The sequence below is a fragment of the Saccharospirillum alexandrii genome, from assembly GCF_043641555.1.
In the GTDB taxonomy this organism is placed as follows: domain Bacteria; phylum Pseudomonadota; class Gammaproteobacteria; order Pseudomonadales; family Natronospirillaceae; genus Saccharospirillum; species Saccharospirillum alexandrii_A.
In genome coordinates this window covers 201,122-224,933 of record NZ_JBHZRJ010000001.1, presented here as the reverse complement: position 1 = coordinate 224,933, position 23,812 = coordinate 201,122, and the positions used below count along the sequence as shown (strand labels likewise).

Below are 23,812 nucleotides of genomic sequence, written 5' to 3'. Positions count from 1 at the left end.
AGGATCGGGAATCTGTGTCTGAGTCATCGCCGATAAATTTAGAAGTTCCTTCTTCTAGTTGGCATCCTGCCAGCGCCATCGAGGCGACGACCGAACATGAAAGAGTGAACTTCGTCATAAGCTTTTCAGTTACCTTTGCGGTCATGGATGAAAGTGAGCGCATGGTAACGAGGCAGAACACGAATAAATGTGAGCGAGTTCCGGCCGAATTTTTTATTACAGTGACAGTATGATTTGACGGTTTACGATTAAAAAACCGTCAATTCGAAGCAGCATTTTTGAATATGTTCTCTCATAGAAATCTCTGTCACAGAATTCATCTCGACCCTGTCACACGAATAGATCAGTCCCTTCAAAGTTTTGACGGTTTTTAACCCGGCCAAGCCTTCGTACTGCGTTCAGCTCTTGCAGAGTGCCCAGGCAGACTGTGATGGTGATCACCAATTCACAGCATCTTTACACAGCGTCAGGCCGATTAACGACGATTGACCTTGCCCGGGTGATCACTGACAATCCTTGAAAACGTTATCAAAGCTCTGGGTACCCAGTCGGAAAACCATAACGAAGACGCTGAGTACCGGCATAACCCCTGAAGGAGTAGGCTCAATGAGTACTTTCACCGACCTGTTGTCTCGCCGCGACTGGGAAAACCCACTGGTTACCGGACAGAACCGGCTACCGGGCCACAGCCCGCTGCGTGCCTATGCAAGCCACGACGACGCCCGCAACGACCTGACATCGGCCCGGCAGTCGCTCAACGGCGACTGGGATTTCGCGCTGTACGACCGGCCAGAGCTGGCTGACGCCGCCTTCTTCGAATCACCGACCGCCGTGCCCACCGGCCACAGTGTGCGCGTTCCGGGCAACTGGCAATGCCAGGGGTACGACCGGCCCATCTACACCAATGTTCAGTATCCGTTTGCGGTCAACCCGCCCTTTGTGCCTGCAGATAACCCGACCGGGGGCTACGCTCGCACCTTCGCACTCCCGGCTGAAGCGATTGACGGCCAAACCCGGGTGGTGTTCGACGGGGTAAATTCCGCTTTTCACCTCTGGTGCAATGGCCGCTGGGTGGGCTACAGCCAGGACAGCCGGTTACCGGCTGAATTTGACCTTTCCGAGTTCGTTCACGCTGGCGATAACCGCTTGGCGGTGATGGTGCTGCGCTGGTCGGATGGCAGCTACCTCGAAGACCAGGACATGTGGTGGCTAAGTGGCATCTTCCGCGACGTCACCCTGGTCACCAAGCCCCGGCGCCAGATTACCGATGTTCATTTCGACACCGAACTGGATGCCTGCTACCGCGACGCCACACTGAACCTGTGCGCTGAAGTGTCTGACCCGGAAACCCACATCCGTGCCTGTCTCTACGACGGTGACCAGTTGGTCGCCGAGGTCAGCGACATCGCACCAGGTCAGCGTGAGGTTGACGAACGCGGCGGCTTCCGTTGCCGTGCCTATACCAGGCTGGCAGTAACGGCGCCTCACCTCTGGTCGGCAGAAACCCCTTACCTGTACCGGCTGGTGGTCAGCCTGAGCGACGCTGAGGGCCAGGAACTGGACCATGAGGCGTATTGGGTTGGTTTTCGCAGCGTGGAGATCAGCGACGGGCTGTTAAAGGTTAACGGTCAGCCCGTGCTGATTCGCGGGGCAAACCGGCATGAACATCACCCCGAGCGAGGCCACGCCGTTAACCGGGCGGATATGGAAGCCGACATCCGGCTGATGAAGCAGTTCAACTTCAACGCCGTGCGCACCGCCCATTACCCCAATCACCCGGAATTCTATGAGCTGTGCGACCAGTACGGTCTCTACGTGGTCGACGAGGCTAATATAGAAACGCACGGAATGAACCCGTCGAGCCAGCTGTCGGACGACAGTCGCTGGCTGTCGGCCTATATGGAGCGGGTGACCCGCCTGGTGCAGCGCGACCGTAACCATGCTTCGGTCATCATCTGGTCGCTGGGCAACGAATCTGGCCTGGGTGCCAACCATCACGCGGCCTACCAGTGGGTGAAACAATCCGACCCCAGCCGCCCGGTTCAGTATGAGGGGGGCGGTGCCGATTCAGCCGCCACCGACATCATTTGCCCGATGTATGCCCGCGTTAATACCGACATGCCACTGCCAGAATCGGTCCCCAAGTGGTCGATTCAGAAATGGATCGGCCTGCCCGGTGAAAACCGACCGTTGATTCTGTGCGAATACGCTCATGCCATGGGTAACAGCCTGGGCAGTTTTGATGAATACTGGCGCGCCTTTCGCCAATACCCACGCTTGCAGGGCGGTTTCATCTGGGACTGGGTCGACCAGGGCCTGAACCACACCAGCCCGGACGGCCACCGCTTTTGGGCCTACGGCGGCGACTTTGGCGACCAGCCCAACGACCGTCAATTCTGCATCAACGGCCTGGTCTTCCCCGACCGCAGCGTCCACCCGACGCTGTATGAGGCAAAACGGGCCCAGCAATTTCTGCAGATCAAACTGATCAGCACCGACCCGCTGACGGTTCAGGTAAACAGCGAATACCTGTTCCGCCACACCGACAACGAGCAGCTTAACTGGGCGCTACTGGAAGACGGCCACATCATCAGCCAGGGGCAAATGCCATTGAGCGTTGCGCCCCAGAGCCAGGCCCAATACACCATCGACGCCGTGCTGCCAGCGGCACAACAAGGCAGCGACTACCACCTCGATATCTGGATTACTCAGCCCGAGGCGACCCCCTGGTCTGAACCCGGGCATGAAACGGCACGCCAGCAACTCAGCCTGCCAGTTAGCGCACAGCTGGCTGATGCAGTAACAACGGCAGCCCCGGCGCCGGCTTACACAGAAACAGACGACCGGATCATCGTTGAGCATGAGGGTGGTCAGTGGCAGTTCGATCGCACCACCGGCCAGTTGCTCGACTGGCAGCACCAGGGCCAGCCACTGTTAATGGCCGCACCGCGAGACTGCTTCTGGCGTGCCCCGCTCGACAACGACATCGGCATCAGCGAGGCGGACCGGGTCGACCCCAATGCCTGGGCAGCGCGCTGGGCAGCGGCCGGACTGGATCGCCTGGCGACGACCAGCACACTTCTGGCGGTTACCCCACGGGCCGATTGTGTGGAAATTTGCGTTGCTCATCAGCACCGGGCAGACGACGAAACCCGACTGCGCAGCCACTGGCGTTACGGTTGTTATCAGGATGGTTCACTGACCCTGCAGGTCGAGGTCGAAGCAGCGGCCGGCGTGCCACCCCTGGCCCGGATCGGCCTTGAATGGGCGTTAACCGAAATACCTGAGACCTTCAACTGGTGGGGACGCGGCCCGCATGAGAACTATCCGGACCGGAAACTGGCGGCCGACATGGGTCGCTATTCGCTGCCGCTGAGCGCCGCTCACACGCCCTATATTTTCCCAAGCGACAATGGCCTGCGCTGCGATACCCGGTCACTGCAACTGGGCAGCCTGAGCGTCAGCGGTGACTTCCACTTCAGCCTGAGCCGGTATTCCCAGGCCGAGCTGGCAGCCGCCAGGCACCAATACGAACTCTCAGAGGAAGACGGAGTCTATGTGCACATCGATGCGGAGCACATGGGCGTAGGTGGGGATGATTCCTGGAGCCCGAGCGTGCACCCTGAGTACCAGATAACGCAGCATCGCCAGACCAAGCGACAGTATCGGTATGAGGTTACGCTTAAGGCGGGTTAAGTCAGTGGTTATAGAGTTCGGGTTGCTTGAGAGGCATTGGCCCGCAGCGGGCACCGGGTATACCCCTGCGGGGTCGGCGTAAATCTGTCCATGGCGGTCCGACGTCTCGGGCCTAGACCGCAGCATCCTTGCTGCGGACTACCCCACAGGGGTATACCCGGCACCTGCTGCTAGTCTCCTGAGCGAACCCTGAAACTCAAGCTCTTAAGTCGATTAGGTTAGCGCAACCAGGCGCCCCATCAGTTTACCCTTGGGGTGCCAGACCGGGGCTTTTTGCCAGCGCACGGCCGGTTTCGGGTCGCGCTCGATGCGCACCCGGGCCAGTATTTCATGCAGAATGCATTTGATTTCCATCTCCGAGAAATGCATGCCGATACATTTGTGGGCGCCACCGCTGAACGGGGCAAAGAGAAACGGATGCTGTTTGTCTTCCTGGCGTTCGGTTGAGAAACGTTCCGGATCAAAACGCTCCGGCTCGCGCCAGTATTCAGGCAGGTAGTGATTGTGCACCGGAGATACCGACACAATGGTACCGGCCGGAATTCGATACCCCTGGTAAGCCACGTCGTGCAGGGCGCGGCGTGGAATGACAGCCCCCGGGGTAAAGAGGCGCAACACTTCTTTAAACACATTGCTGGTATCTGGCAGCTGCCCAAGATCCTCATACGTTAAGGGCTTAAAGGCCACGTGTTCTTCCCGCAATCGCTCCTGCCATTCCGGGTATTCGGTAAGGGCATAGAACAGACTGGTCAGGGCACTGCTGGTGGTATCCTGAGCGGCCATCATCAGAAAAATCATGTGGTCGGCGATGTTCTGGTCGGTGAAATTGTGGCCGTCTTCATCCTTGGCGCGGCACAACTGCGCGAACAGAGTATCGCCACCCCGGGCCCTTACTTCGCTCACCTTGTTCAGGAAATACCGTTCCAGAAACGCACGCCCCTGCAAGCCGCGGTTGTACTTGGTGCCTGGCCAGGGTTTGCGCACCAGCGCCATGGTGGCTTCAACGTTGTTGCGAAACGCCTGTTGCAGTTGTTGCAGCTGTTGATGATCGGTCTCGCCGATAAACACCCGGGAAGCCATATCCAGCACCGTTTGCCGGGCCAGTTGCGCCAGATCGACCGGACTATCCAACGGCCAGCGTTTGACAATATCGGGCAAGGCACAGGACATCAGCGCCTGGTAGGCCACCATGGCGTCTTTCTTGAATGCGGCCTGCATGATGCGACGATGGTAGCGATGCTCCTCGCCATCCTTAAGCATCAAACCACGCGGGAAGAGTTCACCGACAAAGCTGGCCCAGCCCTGAGCGGTGGAAAAGTGGTTGCCGCTATCCTGCAACAGGAACTGACATCCCTCCGGGCCAGTCAGCCGAATCCAGGTTTCGCCCAGAAATTGCGTTGAAAACACCGGGCCGTAGCGTCGGGTTTTGCGATCGAAGAAGGCCTGAATATCCTGCAACACTTCAAGGGTATGGCCGACCAGGGGCAAGCCCTTGTCTCCGGGTATTTCGATCAGAGGTGCCTCTTCGTTGATATCGATCGGATCAACTGCCAAAGAGGCGTCCCTCATTGTGCGGGGTATTGACGACTGCGCCTTCATGCTCGGTCTCCGGCAAAGGCATCCAAAACCTGTCACCGTTTGCAGTGACGACTCACTCAGAGTGAGTCGTCCTGCGGCCAAGGTAAAGGCCTTCGCAACAGGAGTGTGAACTGGTTATCGTCAATATAGGCGGTAGTTCGCGAGTTGGTTAACTCTTGAGCTTATAGCCGGTCTTGAAGATCCACCAGACCAGGCCAACAAAGAGCACCAGAAAGCCAAAGGTCATACCCGTACTAACGGCAATATGCACATCCGACACGCCATAGAAGCTCCAGCGAAACCCACTAACCAGATACACCACCGGGTTCAACAGGGTCACCCCTTGCCAGAAAGAGGGCAGCATGTCGATGGAATAAAAGGTGCCCCCCAGAAACACCAGCGGCGTTACGATCATCATTGGCACAATTTGCAGTTTCTCAAAACCATCTGCCCAGATACCTATCACAAACCCGAGAAAACTGAACGTGATTGAGGTTAGCACCAGAAAGCTGAACATCCAGATCGGATGCTCAATGCGATAATCCACAAAGAAGGTCGCGGTGACCAGAATGATCAGGCCAAGAATAACCGACTTGGTCGCGGCCGCTCCGACGTAACCAAGCACAATTTCGACGTAGGAGATCGGCGCCGACAGCACCTCATAGATTGTGCCGGAGAACTTGGGCATGTAAATGCCAAAAGAGGCATTGGAAATACTCTGCATCAGCAGTGTCAGCATGATCAGGCCGGGAATGATAAAGGCCCCGTAGCTGACACCATCAATGTCAACCATGCGGGAGCCAATGGCCGAACCGAACACCACAAAATAGAGCGAGGTTGAAATAACCGGCGTCGCAACGCTTTGCAGCAATGTGCGCCAGGTGCGCGCCATTTCAAACATATAGATGGCACGAACAGAATAGAAATTCATCTAGGCAGTATCCTTTATTGACCGTGAACCAATCCCACGAAAATATCTTCCAGCGAGCTTTCCCGGGTGCGCAGATCCCGGAATTCAACGCCCTGACTGTCGAGCTCTTTCAGCAATTCGGAAATGCCACTGTGCTCCTGCTGCGAATCAAAGTTGTAATTCAGCTCGCGGCCATCATCACTCAATGTCAGTGGCATGGACGCCAGTGAATCCGGTATTTTCGTCAACGGATCACGCAGCGACAACGTCAATTGCTTTTTACCCAACTTACGCATCAGTGCGGTTTTTTCCTCAACCAGAATAATTTCACCCTGACTGATCACACCGATCCGATCGGCCATTTCCTCGGCTTCTTCAATGTAGTGGGTGGTCAGAATGATGGTCACACCCTGCTCGCGCAAGCCACGCACCATTTCCCACATGTCGCGCCGCAACTCGACATCGACACCTGCCGTTGGCTCGTCCAGAAACAGGATTTTCGGTTCGTGCGACAATGCCTTGGCGATCATCACCCGGCGTTTCATCCCACCCGACAGCGCTTTGATTTTCGAGTCGCGTTTATCCCACAGCGACAGTTGCCGCAGTATTTTTTCCAGATGCTCCGGGTTCGGCGCTTTGCCGAACAGGCCTCTGGAAAAGTTCACCGTGGCCCAGACCGTTTCAAACGCATCGGTCGCCAGCTCTTGTGGCACCAGCCCGATTTTGGCGCGGGCCTGACGAAAGTCGGTCAGAATATCGTGGCCATCGGCGGTCACCGTGCCCCGGGTGGGGTTGGCAATACCACAAATAATACTGATCAGGGTGGTTTTACCGGCGCCATTGGGGCCAAGCAACGCGAAAATCTCACCGGTATTGATGTCCAGATCGAGGTTTTTGAGGGCTTCAAATCCTGATGCGTAAGTCTTGTTCAGACCCTGCACAGAAATAATCGGGGGCATGAGTGCTCCTAGTGGTTAGCACTCAAGTTTCGGAGTTTGAAATGGTGGCTGTGGTCCGCATCGGCTACCGGGTGTGCCCCTGTGGGGTCGGCGTGAACCCTTCCCTGGGGCCTAGACCGCAGCATCCATGCTGCGGACTACCCCACAGGGGCACACCCGGCATCCGCCGCTGGTCACTTCAGCAAACTTCGAAACTTGAGCTAATAAAAGGTGCCGGTCACTTTACAGTAATCCGGCTTCTTCGTAATAACGCCTTGCACCCGGATGCAAGGGTGCTGACAAACCGTCCCGTATCATTGTGGCCGGATCCAGTCCGGCAAAGGCCGGGTGCAACCGGGTCAGGGTGTCGAAATTTTCAAAGACGGCCTTGACGATCCGGTAAGCGACTTCATCGGGCATGTTAGTTGTTGTCACTATCGTTGCCGCCATTCCAAGCGTTTGCACCGGCTCCGGATTGCCCGGGTACAAGCCACCGGGAATACTGACCATGCGGTAATAGGGTTTTTGATCCAGCAGCCGCTCAACGGCCTCGCCCGTCACCGGTACCAATACCGTCTCGCACCGCTCGGTGGCTTTCAGTATGGCCGGGTTGGGGTGGCCTGCCGCGTAGGTGATGGCATCGAGGCGATAGTCGCATAAGGCTTCGCCCTGACGTAGCGGCGGTAACTCGGCGGTTCGCTGGAAATCGTCATAGGTCCAGCCGTAACTGGCCATCAACACGTCCAGTGTACCGCGCTGGCCGGAGCCTGGTTCACCCAGGTTCACCCGGCGACCTTTCAGGTCGCTGAAAGTCGCAATGCCAGAGTCGGCTCGTGCCACTACGGTAAAGGGCTCGCTGTGCAGTGAAAACAGAGAACGCAATGAATCAAAGGCATCGGCTTGGTCGTATGCCGGGTGGCCGGTGTAGGCGTAGTGCTGCCAGTCGGACTGAACCACGACGAGGCTGTAGCGGCCTTCACGCAACCCGGTCAGGTTGTCGATCGACCCGCCGGTCGCCTCAACGTTGCAGCGTTCGTCAGCACTGGCTTCACGTTCATAAAAACGACAAATAGCCCCGCCTGTCGGGTAATAGACACCGGCAACCGAGCCCGTGCCAATCACCAGATTCGACTCAGCCTGAACACTGGCCAACACGCTGAGACTGCCCAGCACGGCCAGCAAGCCCACCCTGTTTAACGCATTTCGAATCACCCTGTTACCTCAGCGTTGAATCAACACGTTCAGTGTAGTGTATTCCCGGCATTATTCCGTTTTGTGCTCTTCACGACCGTCGGCATGCCGTGCGAAACGCCCGCGCGCCCGGTCGTGCACCTGGTCATGTCGCGGCCAGGGCCAGCCACCGAACTCGTCTTTGCGGAAGTCAGCAAAGGTCTGGCGAATTTCGGCTTCGGTGTTCATTACAAAGGGGCCGTACTGAACGACTGGCTCGTTGATAGGCTTGCCCTGCAACAGCAACAGACGCACTTTCTGCTCACCGGCTTGCAAGGTGACGGCCTGGTCCGGGACCAGGCGCGCGCCCTGCTTTGGTGACAATTCGGTATCGTCTACCTGAATCGCACCCCCTTCAAAACAGTAGAGTGTCCGGTTAACGCCCGCGCGGGTCGCAGGCAAGGTCCATTCGGCACCCGCGTCGACGTCGATGATCCACACCGCCACGTCGTTGGCTGCGTCCGACGCCCAGGAATCCGGTGGTGGCGGCGGGGCTTTGTGACCGTCGAGCTCGCCCGCCACCACGGTCACCGAAGTACGGTGGCCTTGGGCATCCTCCGTGGTCACCACAGGCGTCTCTTCGCGCCAGAGCATCGAAAAGTGCGGTGGCACCGCCTTATTCTTGCCTGGCAAGTTGATCCAGATCTGGAACAACTCCATCGGGTTTTCCTCAGCTTCGCTCAACAGCGGAAACATCTCGGAATGTTGCACGCCGTTACCGGCCGTCATCCACTGAGTGTCGCCGCCGCCATAGCGCCCGGCAGCCCCCAGGGAGTCGGCATGGTCAACCATACCTTTGGTGACAACCGTTATGGTTTCGAAACCACGATGCGGATGCGCCGGAAAACCGGGAATCCGGTCGCCATGGTACATGCGCCAGTCCTGGCTCCAGTCGAAATCCTGCCCGATCTGACGACCCGCCAGCGAAGCCTGTGGGCCCATCTCTGCGTTGCCCTTGGGGAACGCATCGTTGTGATGGACACAAAACAGAAAGGGATCAGCCGTCTGCCAGGGAAACCCCAGCGACAGTACTTCTTTAACCGCATTACTCATCAGACACCTCACTTGATCGGCTGGGTGCCACGCCTTTGGCGGCCCGGCCCCGAGTTTTTTCAGGCTGCATCGTCAACCCTGTTTACGACAATCACTATGGGGGCACACAAGCCGTATTTCACTACCCGCTACCAGGGTGACCTCCCGGGTAGCGGCGGCCAAACTTTGACAATAGTTAAACTGTCTACCATGGTGAGGTCGTCGAGAGGGCGCCTCTGGCCAATCTTGATGCAGATCAAGAACTGCACCGCCCAATAGTGCCAAAGTAGTTTCATCGACTCGACTCTACGGGCGTCAGCCACCACCGGATGACGCCTGCCAAACAGGAGAGATCACTATGAGCAAACTTATACTGGTTCCCGTTGACGGTTCAGACCCCGCAAAAAAAGCCATTGAATTCGCGGCCGACTGGGCCAAGCACCACGATGCAGGCCTGCTGTTATTGCACGTGCCCGAACCCCCGGTTGGCGATGAGGTCATGGTGATGGGCGGTGCGTCCATCTACATGCATGCGACGCCTGACGAACTGAGGAAGGTGGGCGACTCCATCGTTGAAGCCGGGGTCAAACTGGCCAATGAACTCGGCTGCAAAACCGTGGAGACTGCGGTCGAGATCGGCGATCCGGCCCGCAAGATCGTCGCCGTAGCCCAGGACCGCAAGGTCGACATGATCGTGATGGGTACGCGCGGCCTGGGTGACTGGAAGAGCCTGCTGCTGGGCAGCGTCTCCCACAAGGTTAGCAACCTGGCTGAATGCACCTGCGTGACAGTGCGCTGATCAACCGCAAGCGGCTTTTACGGTCGCTTGCATGGTCAATCCCGCCCGGGCTTTGTATCCTTAGGGGACATTATTCAGGCGGGGTTGCCCCTTGTCCGACCGGAAACTGACGACACGCTCCAACACTCAGGCGATTGATCAGTTCATTGATCAGGCCGCCAAACTCCCGGTTGCCAGCCGGCAACAGGGCCGCATACTCTTTGCGCTCGACGCCACGGCCAGCCGCCAACCCACCTGGGATATGGCCTGCAATCTCCACAGTGAACTGTTTCTGGCCACCGAATCGGTCGATGGCATTGCTATTCAGCTGTGCTATTACCGCGGGTTTCGGGAATTCAAGGCAACCGACTGGGTCACCCGGCCCGAGCGTCTGCTCAATGCCATGAATCGCGTTCAGTGCCTCGGTGGTCAGACCCAGATCGGGCGCGTGCTTCAGCATGCCCTGAAAGAAACCCGGGTAAAGGCCATTAAGGCGGTGATACTCATTGTCGACTGTTGCGAGGAAGGCGTTGACCCGCTCTGTCAGCATGCCGGTGAACTGGGCCTGCTCAACACCCCACTGTTCATTTTTCAGGAAGGCAATGACGCCCAGGCGCGCAACGCCTTCCAACAAATGGCGAAGCTTTCCGGCGGTGCCTGGATGCCATTTGATAACCGCGCCGCCGCGCAACTCAAAGACCTGCTCGGTGCCGTGGCGGTGTACGCCAGTGGCGGCCAGCGCGCCCTGGACGACCTGGCCCGCTCTGGCTCCGCCGATGTTAAACGTTTGACCCAACAGTTGAAGCGCTGACCGTGACACCCATTTCCATACTCTTTCTGTTTGTTATTGTGCTGGTCTTCGGCATCGCGTTGAAGCGCATGTCGCCGGCACAGCGCAAACGACCCCTCATTGTTGGTCTGATCACGCTGCTGATTGCGGGCCTGCTGTTTCTGGCGGCTACTCACCGCCTGTATTTGCTGGGCGTGTTGCTAGCCGCCCTGCTGCCCTGGGCCCGCCGCCTGCTGCCGCTGCTGATTCGTTTTCTACCCTCGATCCTGTCTCGCCGCCAGTCCGGCAAGACGACCGGCGCCACAGGCCAGACCTCTCGCGTTCAATCGGCGTTGCTCGACATGGAGCTGGAGCACGACAGTGGTGTCATGCACGGCACGGTGCTGGCGGGGCCCTTTGAAGGGAAAACCCTGGCCGACCTGGAGGAAAAGGAGTTCATTGACCTGCTCGCCTATTGCCGCCAGAACGATGCCGATTCGGCCCGCCTGCTGGAAACCTACCTCGACAAACGCTTTGGCGACCGCTGGCGTCAGGATGACCCGGGCGCCCGGCAAGACGATGCACAGCCGCCCCCGCAGACTGATTCGGGCGCGATGACCGACGCCGATGCCTACAACATCCTCGGCCTGGAACCCGGAGCAGACCGCGATGCGATCATCCAGGCACACCGCCGCCTGATGCAAAAGGCCCACCCCGACCGGGGCGGCAGCGACTGGCTCGCCGCAAGAATCAACGCGGCACGCAGTCACTTGCTGGGGGATTAGTGACTCAGGTTGCATCGGACTGGTGGCATTGGCCCGCACCGGCCACCAGGCAGACCCATCGGGGGTCGGCGTGAACCCGTCCATGGGGCCTGGACCGCAGCGTCCGTGCTGCGGACCACCCCCGATGGGTCTGCCTGGCACCCGGTGCTCAACCTGTGCCTGAATACTCCAAAACGTGAATTTATCAGATCACCTCAAAACTCAACGACAGCGCCGAGGCCGACTGCCCGCTAACCTGCTCAACATCGTGCCAGTGGCTGCTGGCAAAGCTGAGCACCTGCTGGAATCCGCCTTCCCGGTTTAGATCCGCCAGGGTGTAGCCCGTCTTTCGGGTCATATAGGGCCGCTCCGAATCTCGTCCGTCAGATTGTACGGTCGCCCTGACCTCGACCCGCTGTTCCGGCTGTGTCACGGCTGAACGTCCAATCCAGTTCACCTCCAGACGCGGCAGCGCCTTCTGCTGAAGGGCTCTGGCACCGGCCGCTACCCGGGCGGCATCGGCCAGCAGGGTCTCATCGAGCTTTAACAGGGCTGCCCAGCGGGCAATGACATTCGAATCCACACTGCCATTGAGAATGAAGTCATCCACGTCTTCCCGGGAAAAACCGTGATCGGGTGAAAACATCAGCCGGCTGCGTACCACGTTGTGGACGTTGTCCAGGCTGGCACAGCCCAGCACCTGAGCCAGAAAGTGGGAAAACAGCGTTGTCATGAAGCACCTCGGTCGCGTCGGCAATGTCGTAAAAGTGGGACCAGGGCTGATCGGGAGAGGATACAGGTGCAGAAAGGCTCGGAGCGGAGGCGCTTTAGCTGCATTTGTATACCGCTCGCAAGTTACACATTAAATCAGCGGGTCATCTGGGTGAAAACTATATCAATATTTTTTGATATAGCAACAGTCGCCGGTCGATGAAACAGAATTGTCATGGAAAAGTCATAGACTCCGGCTTCAACCTGTCCGGGAGTCTGATGTGCGCTTAACCGTTCGAGTTCGTCTGTTGCTGTTTTCCGGTTTGTGCCTGGCCGCCGTCGCGAGTGTGTCCTGGCTGGCATTGACCATCGTGCAGCGCACCGAGCAGGAGACCCAGTCTCTGGTGCGTGAACAACTGGCCGATGTGGTCTTGCTGGCGACGTTCGATCAGCACCTGCGTGATCTTCAGGACCTGGCGTACCGGATAAAGGCCCAACTGGTGTTCTGGGACGAGGTCGATAACCGTTTCGACCTGGTTACCCGGGGGCTGGCCAATGACTGGGCCAGCATCGAAGCCAACCCCAGACTGGCCGACTGGGCAGCCAATCATCAGGAAGCCTATCAGGGCGTGCTCGCCCTGAGTGATAACATTCGCTCCGGCATCGAACAGCGCAGCTACTATACGGTGGGGCAAGTCGTTGACCGCGACCTGTACCCGGCGATGGACCCCATTCTGTCGGCCATTCTCGACCGGCGGGACGCCGACGGCGCCCGCACCGGAGCCGGTGCTGACGCCCTGATCCGCTTCCTTGATCAGCAGCAACGCCGGGTCATACTGGGCGTTGTCGGCTTTGGTCTGCTGGTCATTCTCATGACGGTGTGGCTCGCCCGCTCGGTCAGTTTCCGGCTGCAGCGCATGTCGACTCGCCTGTCCTCTATTGAACAGACGAGCGACCTGAGCCAGGCGTTGCCGGTCACCGGTAACGATGAAGTCAGCCAGGTCGCCAGTGCTTTTAATGGCCTGATCCGTCAGTTTGGCGACTTCGCCGGGGATGTTCGCAACACCTCGGCCGTGCTGCACCGCCAGTCCGAGCAGTTGGACCAGCAAGCCGGCGCCGTCAACCGGGCCAGCCATGACACCGGCGAGAAAATTGGCGTTATGGCTGAATCGCTGGACATCATTCGCGAACGGACACAGCACATCGAGCAGTCATCCCGGGCGTCGTCCGAACGCATTCTGGCTGCGGTTGACAGCAATCAGGCCATCGAGATTCAACTGGCCGAAAATGAGCGTCAGACAAAACGCACGGTAGCGATTATTCGCGACGCCAGCAGCGCGTTGCAGTCGTTACGCGGGGCCAGTGACAACATTGGCCAGGTGGTCAGTGTGATCACGGAGATCGCCGACCAGACCAACCTGCTGGCACTGAATGCCGCTATCGAAGCGGCCCGGGCCGGGGATCAGGGGCGGGGCTTTGCTGTGGTCGCCGGGGAAGTTCGCAATCTGGCGCAACGCACGTCCGAATCGACCACCTCCATCCGCGCCCTGGTCGCCGAATTGACCGGCGAGGTAGACAACGTCGACAACTTGCTGACCGAAACAGCCCGGGCCGGTGAAGACAGCGAAATCACCCTGAATGCCCTGAAAGCACACCTCGATGGACTAAAAGACACCTTTGAAGGCCTGCAGCAGACCAGCCAGGATATCGAGCTGGCGCTGAGCCAGCAGCGAGATGAAACCGACCGCGTCGCCGCCCAGTCGAGCCTGCTGACCCGCAGCGCTGAAGGCTTGCGCCAGACGGTTGGCGACACCAGCCACATCAGCCAGAAACTGCGCGACGAGTCGCAACAGTTGCAGCGCATTTGCGGGCGTTTCAGAACCGGAGAGAGTGATAACGAGGTCATGATCACCCGGTCGTAAAAACTGCTTGTGTTACGACCGGTTCTGGCTATTATTTCGCCACTTCAAGCGATGAGCCACCATGAACCTGATCTCCTTTGATGTGTTTCGTACCCTCGGATTACCGGATATTCAGGTCATCAAGCCCGAGCACTTCTTTCAGCATAAAGACGCCATCCGCAGCGCCGACTGGGTGCTGTTCCCTCAATACTGGCAGCTCAATGCGCTGATCTATGGCCTGAACGCCCGGGTGTTCCCGAGCGAGGCCAGCTATCGCATCGGCCACGACAAGGTGGAGATGACCCGCGCCTTCGAAACCGTGGCCCCGGCGAACACGCCCTATACCCTGATCGAACCCAACGGCCCGCTGCAACAGGAGCAGCTGTGGGACCTGATGACCCTGCCGTTCGTCGCCAAAAACCCCAAAGCCAGCATGGGCGAAGGCGTCTGGCTGATCAAAGACCGGGCCGACTGGCGCCGCTATTGCGATCAGGCCAGCGTGCTTTATGTTCAGGAATACCTGCCGATCGAAAAAGACCTGCGCATCGTCGTGATCGGCGACCAGGTACTAACCGCCTACTGGCGCCACCAGGCCGACCAGGGTTTCTACAACAACGTTGCTCGTGGCGGCTGGGTTGAATATGGCGAAGTTCCCGAGTCAGCGGTTGAACTAGCCCTGACTGTAGCGCGCGACCTGGGCGTCAACCACGCCGGTTTCGACATCGCCATGGTCGGCGACCACCCCTACCTGCTGGAATTCAACCGGCTGTTCGGCAACCAGGGCCTGAACAAAGGCTCCGAGCTGCAGGATGCCATTCTCGGTTATCTGCGCGATGCCCACACCCCCAGAACCCCGGATGGGCCGACTACTCCACCGCGGACTTTCCCGGTCGCGGTTTAACCGGCCAGGTACTCAGTGACTGAGTCAGAAATTCGCGCTAATTTAACCACAAATTGATCGAAGGACTGCCGGGTGCTTCTACTGGAGGCCGTTAGACAACATGGATGTTGTCTTCGAGCCCCCAGGGAAGGGTTCACGGCGTGCCTCCAGTAGGAGTACCCGGCAGTCCGACTGGCACCACATTCAGAAAAACCTCCGAAACAAATTACCCGCCGAATTTCTGACTCATGACACCAACACCAGCCACCGGCCAGTTACCGTCTTGCCAGCCTCTACCCTTAACGGTGCCGTCTCATCGTACAGGCAGCGGTGCGGTGGCAGTGACGCCATCAATTCATCGCCATCGTGCTGAATCCGCCCCTGTTTGTGGATTCGTTCATGATGGCCCTGCTCCAGCGTTATCACCCAGCGGCAGCCTTTTGGCATTAGCGTCATGGCGTTGGCCAGCCACCGGCTGGCATCCGGGACATAGATCAGTACATCCATCAACAGCACCAGGTCTGGTGCTTGCTGATCGGCCGGCACGACATCAAACAGATGAGGGTCCCGGATATCCAATTGATGCAGCGCCCGGTATTGCCCTTTTTGCCTGGCCTGCTCCAGCATGGCGGCACTGAGGTCAAAACCAATCAGGTCTGCCTCGGGATAAAACTGTCTTATTGGACCGGCAGCCAAGCCCGTGCCACAGCCAAAATCCCATACCCGGTTTACCGGCGCCCACTCTGGCAAATGACGGGTGAGCCAGGCGGGTGCCTGATAATCCAGAGGGCCCAGCAAGTGCTGGTCAAACTGCTCCGCTGCGCCGTCAAACACGGCGGACACGTAGGCCGCATTCGCTTCCCTGGCCACCCGACCGGTCAGCGCTTCCAGCAAGTAGCGAGCACTGGCGTCGTCTGGGTGGCGCTGCAGATGCCGCTGGTAGTAGTCTTCTGCGGGCTCGAACTGGCCCGCCTTTACCAGAGCACCGGCGATGGTGTCCCAGTCACCCTGGCACCATGCTTCGGTGTGGGCTATGGCGGCCCGGTCACCGCTGCTATGAGCGAGAACCAGTGTTTCCGATAACACATCCGGGTCGGTAAGCGACAAAGGCGCCAGCGCGGCTCGTGCTTCGGCCCAGTGTTGCAACTGGCGACGCGCTTTGGCGATCGCCAGACCACACTCGTGCGGATCGGCTCCCTGCGCCAGCGCCCGCTCGAACGCGTCCGCCATGGCGACATAATCCCGCAGCGCTTCACAGGCGTAACCAAGGTTGGCCAGGAACCCTGGCTCGCTAGGCTGCCGGGCAACCGCCGCTTCCGCCTCCCGTCGACTGTCATCGGTCCGGCCCAGGCGCAGTAATACCAGCGACCGGTTATTTCGCGCGTAGGCATCCTCCGGCCTTAATTGGAGCGTTTGCTGCAGCGCGGCCTCAGCCGCGTTATAGTCGTGGCGGTGCAATTGAACGACACCGAGTAAATGCCAGGCTGGCGCACTGCCCGGATCTTTTTTGAGCCAGAGCTTCAAACGGGCCAGCGCCGGGCTTAAACGCCCCTGTTGTATCAGAGTCAGGATTTCGGCAGATCGATCAAGCATAGGCAAAGGCTCTGGCAGTCGGTGAGAGATTTAACTGTTTGTTTTTTAACGTCTTTTCGTAACAAGCACAAGCATCGCCTGAACCGGTTTGGCTACCAGTTTGCACACAGCCTTATCCACAGATTTTGTGGGTAAGCGCAACGCAAACACCCTTGCAGCAAACGCGAATGACCCCAATTGCCTACACAACATGACCAATGAGACCGCTGAATGAACCTACTGACCCCCACCAAGGGGTATTGGCTTACCCCGGCCATTATCTACATCAACGCTGCTTTGTTTGTACTGGTTGCCCTCTACACCCAGAGCATCATGTGGTTTCCCGCCCGGGAGCTGGTGGTGCTGGGCGGGAATTTCGGGCCACTGACGGTCGATGGTCAGTGGTGGCGTTTGCTGACCAGCGTATTTCTGCACGGGGGCCTGTTGCACCTGATCTTCAACGCTGTGGTACTGGCCAACATCGGCATTTTTCTCGAACCGCTGCTTGGCCGTGTCTCCTTTGCCATTGTTTATCTGATTACGGGCGTACTGGCGAGCCTGACCAGCCTGATGTTCAACTATGGCGTTGTCTCGGTCGGCGCTTCCGGCGCCATTTTCGGCATGTACGGCTTCTTTCTGGCCCTGCTGACCACCAAGCTGTTCAGACCGGAGTTTCGAACCACCTTCCTGAAAAACACCCTGGGTTTTGTTGCGCTCAACATCGCCATCGGCTTTTTCGGGCCCATCGACAACGCCGCTCACATGGGCGGGCTGGTCAGCGGGTTTATACTGGGCTTTGTCTGGCTGCCCTTTGTTCGTAAGCGGATGATGAAGATGGCCTAAATCTGGCTGCGCACCCAGCGGATGATGTCATTCATCCCCATCGCACCGGCCTGGCGGGCAACCTCGCGCCCGCCTTTAAAGACGGCCAGGGTTGGAATGCTGCGAATGTTATAGCGGGCACCCAGCGCCTGATGGGCTTCTGTATCCAGCTTGGCCAGCCGCACAGCAGGCTCCAGTGACTGGGCCGCCTGCTCATATTGCGGCGCCATCATCTTGCAGGGCCCGCACCAGGGTGCCCAGAAATCCACCACTACGGGAATGTCACTGCGCCCGATGTGTTTTTCAAAATTGGCGGCGGTCAGTGCCAGCGGCTTGCCGGTAAACAGCGCCGACTTGCACTGACCGCACTTGGGCCCATCGGCCAGACGCGCCGCCGGAATGCGATTCACCGCATCGCAACTAGGGCAGACGACATGGACAGCGTCACTCATCTTAACTCCTCCCGACTCATTCAACTAAAAAACACCACGCTCCAAACTCTCAGCTCTCAGCTCTCAGCTCTCAGCTCTCAGCTCTCAGCTCTCAGCTCTCACTTAATATCTCAACATCTCTGTCCACCACAGTGACCCAGGTCAATCCAGACGCTGATCAACTGAACGGCCTGTCCCGTCACCGCGCTTTGTCAGCATAGCTTAACCTGTGCTAACGTTGATCACTCTTCCGACGATGTGTCTCATCGTTTAGCGGTTAACCGCTGTATTCGCCCTCTGTGGCACTCATTATTCCAGGAATTTTCTCGTGATACGTGGATATGTTGACGTGCTTCGGTCGTACTGGCCGATGCTGGTGTTCGGTTTGCTGACGGTATTCTTTGGCAACTTTGGTCAGTCGTTCTTTATCAGCTGGTTCGGCGCGCCGATTCAGGAAAAACTCGGCCTGTCGGCATCGGCCTACGGGTCGGCGTATTCAGTGGCAACCCTGGTCAGTGGCCTGACCATCATGGCCATCGGCGGCCTGGTCGACAAACTGGCATTGCGGCTCTTTGTCACCCTGATTGCACTGGGCTTGTTTACCGCCAGCCTGCTAATGTGGCAAATGAACTCGCTGTTCAGCCTCGTTATTGCCCTGTTCATGCTCCGCTTTTTCGGCCAGGGCTTGATGCCACACACCGCCATGACCGTCATGGGTCGCTACTTCTCGGTGAACCGGGGCAAGTCGATCAGCATTGCCGGTAACGGCGTGCCGCTGGGTGAAATGATTCTACCCAGTCTGCTGGTACTGATCATCGCCCTGGTTGGCTGGCAGAACAGCTGGCTGGTGGTGGCGATCGTGATTATTGGCGTCTACTTGCCCACAGCCCATTGGCTGCTGCACCGGGCAGGCCCGAGCGAAGTCGAACGACTGGGCATGGAAAAACGACTCCGTCCGGATGATGCTCCCGATGGCTCCCGTCGCACCGTTCTAAGAGACAAACGTTTCTGGCTGGCCTTGCCACTGCTATTGGCACCCGGTTTTATCGTGACCGGCATCTTCATTCAACAGGCGTTTATTCTGAGTGAAAAAGGTTGGAGCACAGGCCTGTTCGCCACCAGTTTCATTGTTTACGGTGGCGTTCACTGGGTAGCGTCGCTGATAACCGGCACTCTGGTCGACCGTTTCTCGGCCGCACGCCTGTTGGTATTTCTCGGCGTTCCGTTGTTTGCTGGCTTGGCATTTGCCGGCACCTTTGAAGGCATCTGGGTCGTCTTCATCATGATGACCATGCTCGGCACCGGCATCGGCATGACGGGCACGATCATGAACGCGCTCTGGGCTGAAATTTACGGCACCACCCACCTAGGCGCCATCCGCTCACTGGTCACCGCACTTGGGGTGATGAGTACAGCGGCTTCACCGGCATTGTTCGGACTGATGATCGACGCAGGCATCAGTGCTTCTGCATTACTTTGGTCAATGGCAGCTTATGTTTTAGTCGGTCTGATTCTGGCACGACAATCGTTCCGATTTTAATCCGTGGATAAGGTAACCCCTATCCAAGTGACGGTGACCGGGTAGGCCTATCCGGGGAAGTCCGTAGTATGGATCGGTCCGACGCCTTGGCTACGGTCTAGGCCCCATGGATGGGTTGAGTGGGCGGCATCCCGCCCGACCCCGGATAGGCCTACCCGGTTGCCGGCACGAACGACAAGCACCCAGGCAAACCTCGCCGGTAGCAGAAGCAGCCTATCAAGCAGACAACTCCTCCGTAAACACAGCCAAAAACGCCTCCCCATAACGCTCCAGTTTGCTGTCGCCCACACCCGAAACCGCCCGTAATTCATCGAGGCTTTGTGGCCTCAACGCCAGCATGTCTTTCAGGGTTTTATCGTGGAAGACCATAAAGGGAGCCAGGTTGTGTTCAAGTGCCAACTGGCGGCGTACTTCGCGCAGGGCTTCCCATAGAGGTTGGTCTTGCTCGGCAACGTTGTCAGCGACCCGGGGCTTGCGTTCACCACTGGATTTGACCGGGGTGGCATCTCGTCTCAGTGCCAGGCTTTGCTCGCCCTTGAGGACTGGCCTGCACGCATCGGTCAGTTGCAGCCCGCCGAAGCCTTCCGGGTCAACATTCAAATAGCCCAGTGCTACCAGCTGGCGCATGACCGATCGCCAGTCGTTGGCGCTGAGATCTTTGCCGATGCCATAGGTTGAGAGCTGATCGTGGCCGAAGCGACGCAGCTTTTCGTTTTCACTGCCACGCAACACATCAATGATGTGGTTAGCACCGAAGCGTTGGCCCGTCCGGTAAACACAAGACAGTGCCTTACGCGCGGCGTCAGTAGCATCCCAGGTTTCAACCGGTTCGATACAGGTGTCGCAATGCCCACAAGGCTCTTCAAGATGTTCATCAAAATAGCGCAACAGCACTTGCCGGCGACACGTAGTCACCTCACACAGCCCCAGCATGGCATTCAGCCGTTGCTGTTCGTAGCGCTGATGTTCATCGCTGCCGGTTGACTGGGCCATCATCTGGCGCAGCTTGACTACATCTTCAAACCCATAGAGCAGCAAGGCCGTTGACGGTTCGCCATCGCGACCGGCACGACCGGTTTCCTGGTAGTAGGCTTCAATGCTTTTCGGCAAATCCAGATGCACGACAAAGCGCACATCCGGTTTATCGATGCCCATGCCGAAGGCGATGGTCGCCACCATAATAATGCCGTCTTCACGCAGAAATCGGGACTGATGATCCTGGCGAATATCGGCCGACAATCCTGCATGGTAAGGCAAGGCGTTATAGCCCTGGGTACGCAACCAGTCGGCGGTTTGCTCAACTTTCTTGCGCGACAGGCAATAGACGATGCCCGCCTGTTCTTCAGGTGTTTGCTTCAAAAACGCCAGCAGTTGTTTGCGCGGTGTTTGCTTGGGCTGAATCCGGTAAAAAATATTGGGCCGGTCAAAGCCGCTGATAAAGGCAGGGGCATCCAGCAGGCCAAGCCTCTGTTGAATGTCTTGCCGGGTGCGCTGGTCGGCGGTTGCGGTCAGCGCGATGCGCGGCACTGACGGGAATTCACGCTGCAACACATCCAGTTTGAGATAATCGGCCCGGAAATCATGCCCCCACTGCGATACACAATGCGCCTCATCAATGGCAAACAGGCTGATATTGGCGGCTTTCAACAACTCAAGCGTCCGCGGCTGCAACAGTCGCTCCGGCGCGATGTAGAGCAAATCCATCTCACCGGCGAGCAAGGCGGTTTCGGTTTGCTGCACCGCATCGAATGAGAGCGTCGAGTTCAAAAAGCCAGCTCGAACGCCCAGGGTGCGTAGAGCGTTTACCTGGTCCTGCATCAGGGCGATCAGCGGTGAGATCACCACGCCGGTCCCAGACCGAACCAGGGCCGGAATCTGGTAACACAGGGACTTGCCACCCCCGGTGGGCATCAGCACCAGCGCATCCTGCCCCGAGACCAGCGCATCGATCACGGCTTGTTGCGGGCCACGGAAGGCATCGAAGCCAAAGACGTGGTTGAGAACGAAGAGAGGAGTCTGTGTCATAAGGGCAGTATACCGAAAGCCGGAGTCGCCAACAGGGCCGCAACCCGGGTATTCGTGTCAATTCGATCACAGGACTATACTTAAAATTAGATTTGCAGAGGTCGCACATTGCGAGCATCGGGTGCCGGTGGTGCCTCTGCGGGGTAGTCCGCAGCAAGGATGCTGCGGCCTAGGCTCCATGGATGGATTCACGCCGACCCTGCAGAGGCACCACCGGTAACCGACGCGGACCACAGCCACCGAACACAGACGAGAAGGGTCATACCATGGGCATCGCAGGCGTAGGCGCCATCATGTTGGTCCTGGTGCTGATCGTGTATCTTCGATCGATCGGCACCGGGCCGAGCCGGAAGGATCGGGCTCGAAAAAACGATCGCTGGTTACTGGAGCAGGTCGACGCGCTCGAGGGGTTTGGCCGTCGTCAGGATGCGATCAAACTGCTGCAAAGAGCCCTGGTGTCTGATCCAGAGAATACGGTCCTCAAAGCCAGGCTAGAACTTCTCGAGAATGACTCACCCACCCATTCCTGAATTCGCCAAATGACCCATTTCTGGCATACTGCGGCCTTTCAAAGCCATCACCTCGTGGGTAGCCATGAAAGGACTCAATCCGTTTTCCCGTATTTCAGCCTCTCCAACGCGCCCTGCTGCAGGCAAGCCAAAGGAGGCAGCCTTTGATGTGACCTCTCTGGTCAGTGGCCCCTTCGGCCAGGCTGACGATGCGGAAGAAGGCATTACTGCCCCGCTTGATGAAAAACTGCGCCAGGCGTACTTCTGGATCGTCAATCACGCTGTCATCAGCCCGCATTACGACGTTGAATACAATGTGTCTGCGCCCCAGCCCATTCAATTCGGTGACAGCCAGACGCCGCTTTTCCTGCCGACGGACCAGAGCTATTCCAGCTTTATCCTGCTCCCGCTGCTGACCTTCGCCGCGCGCAGAAAGTGTCTGTTCATTGGTGGACCCGGTCGCGGCAAGACGGCCTCGGCCTTGTTGATGGGGTTGCTTGGCGGCTACAGCCCCAAGGAAGTCCGCCGCGCCATGCAGCACGGGCACCCGCAAATGACCGTCGCTGACTTGCTGGGCAACCCCATGCCAATGGATCTGATGCAGGCCGAGCAGGAATCCGACATCCGCATCAGCTGGCGCCGCTGGCTGAACATGCGCGTCAAGATCGTCGATGAATACAACCGCATTCCGACTCGCACCCAAAGTGCCTTGCTGACCGTGATGGGCGATAACTACGCCGAGATGTTCAATCAGATTCACGAGTGCCCGCCCGCGGCCTGGTACCTGACCGCCAACGACGATCAGGGCGGTGGCACTTACCCGGTAATTGAAGCGCTGAAAGATCGCATTGACGTCGTTGTGCAGGCACTGCCATTCAACCCGAGGTTTCTGGATGAATTGCTGTTGCGCATTGAAGAAGGCGTCGACCCGGCAGATTGCCTGCCCGATGCCCTGCAGTTTTCCGAGGCGGAAATGGACCAGATGGAGCGATCCATCCGCGCTGTTACCCTGCCCGCAGAGTTGCGCCAACGGCTGGAATTCTTCGCCAGCCAGTTCGAGTTCAGTGAGTACTCCGGGCAGCAGTTCGAATACAAAAGCAAAGATACCTCCCGGCTGGCCGGCGTGCCGAGACACCAGCTGGCCATGCTCGAAGACGGCCGTGACCGACTCGCCGATCTGGGCTGCCAGACGCGTAATGGCCTGTCGGTGCGCAGTCTGATGTCGCTGATTGTCTATGCCAAAGCCATGGCTTTTTTCCGGGGCAACACCGAAGTTGAACTCAACGACCTGACCCAGATGCTGCCTTTTGTGTTGCACTCGCGCCTGTTCGCCGATGCCGATGCACCCTTCTTTCAACAGCCCGAAAATGCCGCACTGCTCAGCGACAAAATAGGCTGGTTGCGCCACTTGTTCCAGCTCAGCTGTGCCGAGTTTGAGCGCCAGGGCCGGCACCGGAAAGATGAAGTGGCCGAGCTGAAAGCCGAACTCGACGAAGGGCTGGAAGGCGTTTCCGACAAGCAATGCCGCAAACGGCTGGAACAGATTGAACGCGCCCTGCATCAGATGGCGGCTGGCAACAAACTTTCGGGGGCGGTGCACGATGATGCGATGACGCTTAAATACCTGCACCAGCGCTACAGCAATTATCAGCGCTGGCTGAGCAGTCAGGGTTAGCTCTCAATGCATAACCCAGATATAAATTGGAAACTTCGCTCCACGGCGACA

Annotated in this window: 19 protein-coding genes; 10 read left to right on the top strand and 9 right to left on the bottom strand. The window is 58.2% G+C overall.

Features of this window, described 5'->3' with window-relative positions; genetic code table 11:
- Positions 1-606: 606 nt before the first annotated feature.
- Positions 607-3,696 (top strand): beta-galactosidase, encoded by a 3,090-nt coding sequence (locus ACHUE7_RS00900; RefSeq protein ID WP_394168287.1) that lies wholly within the window; start codon positions 607-609, stop codon positions 3,694-3,696.
- Between the two features lie 213 nt (positions 3,697-3,909).
- Here the strand turns inward: ACHUE7_RS00900 and ACHUE7_RS00895 are convergent, their stop codons facing one another.
- From ACHUE7_RS00895 to ACHUE7_RS00875, 5 genes are all read right to left on the bottom strand, one after another.
- Positions 3,910-5,250, bottom strand: coding sequence for a cytochrome P450 (locus ACHUE7_RS00895; RefSeq protein ID WP_394168286.1), 1,341 nt, complete (start codon positions 5,248-5,250; stop codon positions 3,910-3,912).
- 193 nt (positions 5,251-5,443) lie between these two features.
- A complete protein-coding gene (locus ACHUE7_RS00890; RefSeq protein ID WP_127557611.1) occupies positions 5,444-6,205 on the bottom strand; it encodes an ABC transporter permease in 762 nt (253 codons plus the stop codon).
- A 14-nt stretch (positions 6,206-6,219) separates the two neighbouring features.
- Positions 6,220-7,143, bottom strand: coding sequence for an ABC transporter ATP-binding protein (locus ACHUE7_RS00885; RefSeq protein WP_394168285.1), 924 nt, complete (start codon positions 7,141-7,143; stop codon positions 6,220-6,222).
- Positions 7,144-7,365: 222 nt separating this feature from the next.
- The gene (locus ACHUE7_RS00880; protein WP_394168284.1) at positions 7,366-8,334 is read right to left on the bottom strand and encodes a TAXI family TRAP transporter solute-binding subunit; all 969 of its coding nucleotides are present in this window, start codon (positions 8,332-8,334) and stop codon (positions 7,366-7,368) included.
- A gap of 51 nt (positions 8,335-8,385) precedes the next feature.
- Positions 8,386-9,405, bottom strand: a complete 1,020-nt coding sequence (locus tag ACHUE7_RS00875; RefSeq protein ID WP_394168283.1) for a pirin family protein — start codon at positions 9,403-9,405, stop codon at positions 8,386-8,388.
- A gap of 337 nt (positions 9,406-9,742) precedes the next feature.
- On the opposite strand from ACHUE7_RS00875, the gene ACHUE7_RS00870 reads away from it, so the two are divergent.
- The 3 genes from ACHUE7_RS00870 to ACHUE7_RS00860 all read left to right on the top strand — a co-directional run bounded on the left by ACHUE7_RS00870 (position 9,743) and on the right by ACHUE7_RS00860 (position 11,716).
- Positions 9,743-10,183 carry a universal stress protein gene (locus ACHUE7_RS00870; RefSeq protein WP_348474573.1) on the top strand — a complete coding sequence of 147 codons (441 nt, stop codon included), beginning with the start codon at positions 9,743-9,745 and terminating at the stop codon, positions 10,181-10,183.
- 91 nt (positions 10,184-10,274) lie between these two features.
- Complete coding sequence (locus ACHUE7_RS00865) at positions 10,275-10,973, top strand: VWA domain-containing protein (RefSeq protein ID WP_394168282.1); 699 nt, start codon at positions 10,275-10,277, stop codon at positions 10,971-10,973.
- A 2-nt stretch (positions 10,974-10,975) separates the two neighbouring features.
- Positions 10,976-11,716, top strand: a complete 741-nt coding sequence (locus ACHUE7_RS00860; protein ID WP_394168281.1) for a DnaJ domain-containing protein — start codon at positions 10,976-10,978, stop codon at positions 11,714-11,716.
- 184 nt (positions 11,717-11,900) lie between these two features.
- On the opposite strand, the gene ACHUE7_RS00855 is transcribed toward ACHUE7_RS00860, so the two are convergent.
- Positions 11,901-12,428 carry a hypothetical protein gene (locus tag ACHUE7_RS00855; protein WP_394168280.1) on the bottom strand — a complete coding sequence of 176 codons (528 nt, stop codon included), beginning with the start codon at positions 12,426-12,428 and terminating at the stop codon, positions 11,901-11,903.
- Positions 12,429-12,687: 259 nt separating this feature from the next.
- On the opposite strand from ACHUE7_RS00855, the gene ACHUE7_RS00850 reads away from it, so the two are divergent.
- Together ACHUE7_RS00850 and ACHUE7_RS00845 are read left to right on the top strand one after the other, a co-directional pair.
- On the top strand, positions 12,688-14,328 hold the full coding sequence (locus ACHUE7_RS00850; RefSeq protein ID WP_394168279.1) for a methyl-accepting chemotaxis protein: 1,641 nt from the start codon (positions 12,688-12,690) through the stop codon (positions 14,326-14,328).
- Between the two features lie 61 nt (positions 14,329-14,389).
- Positions 14,390-15,208, top strand: coding sequence for an ATP-grasp domain-containing protein (locus ACHUE7_RS00845; protein ID WP_394168278.1), 819 nt, complete (start codon positions 14,390-14,392; stop codon positions 15,206-15,208).
- 225 nt (positions 15,209-15,433) lie between these two features.
- On the opposite strand, the gene ACHUE7_RS00840 is transcribed toward ACHUE7_RS00845, so the two are convergent.
- On the bottom strand, positions 15,434-16,780 hold the full coding sequence (locus ACHUE7_RS00840) for a methyltransferase (protein WP_394168277.1): 1,347 nt from the start codon (positions 16,778-16,780) through the stop codon (positions 15,434-15,436).
- A gap of 210 nt (positions 16,781-16,990) precedes the next feature.
- On the opposite strand from ACHUE7_RS00840, the gene ACHUE7_RS00835 reads away from it, so the two are divergent.
- A complete protein-coding gene (locus ACHUE7_RS00835) occupies positions 16,991-17,602 on the top strand; it encodes a rhomboid family intramembrane serine protease (RefSeq protein WP_394168276.1) in 612 nt (203 codons plus the stop codon).
- On the opposite strand, the gene trxC is transcribed toward ACHUE7_RS00835, so the two are convergent.
- A complete protein-coding gene (gene trxC / locus ACHUE7_RS00830) occupies positions 17,599-18,033 on the bottom strand; it encodes a thioredoxin TrxC (protein ID WP_394168275.1) in 435 nt (144 codons plus the stop codon). The two genes, ACHUE7_RS00835 and trxC, sit on opposite strands and share 4 nt — an antisense overlap.
- Positions 18,034-18,340: 307 nt before the next feature.
- Between trxC and ACHUE7_RS00825 the strand changes: the two genes are divergently transcribed.
- Complete coding sequence (locus tag ACHUE7_RS00825) at positions 18,341-19,552, top strand: MFS transporter (RefSeq protein ID WP_394168274.1); 1,212 nt, start codon at positions 18,341-18,343, stop codon at positions 19,550-19,552.
- Positions 19,553-19,768: 216 nt separating this feature from the next.
- Here the strand turns inward: ACHUE7_RS00825 and recQ are convergent, their stop codons facing one another.
- A complete protein-coding gene (recQ, locus tag ACHUE7_RS00820; protein ID WP_394168273.1) occupies positions 19,769-21,577 on the bottom strand; it encodes a DNA helicase RecQ in 1,809 nt (602 codons plus the stop codon).
- Between the two features lie 266 nt (positions 21,578-21,843).
- On the opposite strand from recQ, the gene ACHUE7_RS00815 reads away from it, so the two are divergent.
- A complete protein-coding gene (locus ACHUE7_RS00815; RefSeq protein WP_394168272.1) occupies positions 21,844-22,107 on the top strand; it encodes a hypothetical protein in 264 nt (87 codons plus the stop codon).
- Between the two features lie 64 nt (positions 22,108-22,171).
- On the top strand, positions 22,172-23,761 hold the full coding sequence (locus ACHUE7_RS00810; protein WP_394168271.1) for an AAA family ATPase: 1,590 nt from the start codon (positions 22,172-22,174) through the stop codon (positions 23,759-23,761).
- The last annotated feature ends 51 nt before the right edge of the window (positions 23,762-23,812 follow it).

Excerpts from the sequence above, each read along its gene's own strand:
- ACHUE7_RS00900 (WP_394168287.1), top strand. The coding sequence starts at position 607 with ATGAGTACTTTCACCGACCTGTTGTCTCGCCGCGACTGGGAAAACCCA.
- ACHUE7_RS00890 (WP_127557611.1), bottom strand. The coding sequence starts at position 6,205 with ATGAATTTCTATTCTGTTCGTGCCATCTATATGTTTGAAATGGCGCGC.
- ACHUE7_RS00885 (WP_394168285.1), bottom strand. The coding sequence starts at position 7,143 with ATGCCCCCGATTATTTCTGTGCAGGGTCTGAACAAGACTTACGCATCA.
- ACHUE7_RS00875 (WP_394168283.1), bottom strand. The coding sequence starts at position 9,405 with ATGAGTAATGCGGTTAAAGAAGTACTGTCGCTGGGGTTTCCCTGGCAG.
- ACHUE7_RS00870 (WP_348474573.1), top strand. The coding sequence starts at position 9,743 with ATGAGCAAACTTATACTGGTTCCCGTTGACGGTTCAGACCCCGCAAAA.
- ACHUE7_RS00855 (WP_394168280.1), bottom strand. The coding sequence starts at position 12,428 with ATGACAACGCTGTTTTCCCACTTTCTGGCTCAGGTGCTGGGCTGTGCC.
- ACHUE7_RS00845 (WP_394168278.1), top strand. The coding sequence starts at position 14,390 with ATGAACCTGATCTCCTTTGATGTGTTTCGTACCCTCGGATTACCGGAT.
- ACHUE7_RS00840 (WP_394168277.1), bottom strand. The coding sequence starts at position 16,780 with ATGCTTGATCGATCTGCCGAAATCCTGACTCTGATACAACAGGGGCGT.
- ACHUE7_RS00835 (WP_394168276.1), top strand. The coding sequence starts at position 16,991 with ATGAACCTACTGACCCCCACCAAGGGGTATTGGCTTACCCCGGCCATT.
- trxC (WP_394168275.1), bottom strand. The coding sequence starts at position 18,033 with ATGAGTGACGCTGTCCATGTCGTCTGCCCTAGTTGCGATGCGGTGAAT.
- recQ (WP_394168273.1), bottom strand. The coding sequence starts at position 21,577 with ATGACACAGACTCCTCTCTTCGTTCTCAACCACGTCTTTGGCTTCGAT.
- ACHUE7_RS00815 (WP_394168272.1), top strand. The coding sequence starts at position 21,844 with ATGGGCATCGCAGGCGTAGGCGCCATCATGTTGGTCCTGGTGCTGATC.
- ACHUE7_RS00810 (WP_394168271.1), top strand. The coding sequence starts at position 22,172 with ATGAAAGGACTCAATCCGTTTTCCCGTATTTCAGCCTCTCCAACGCGC.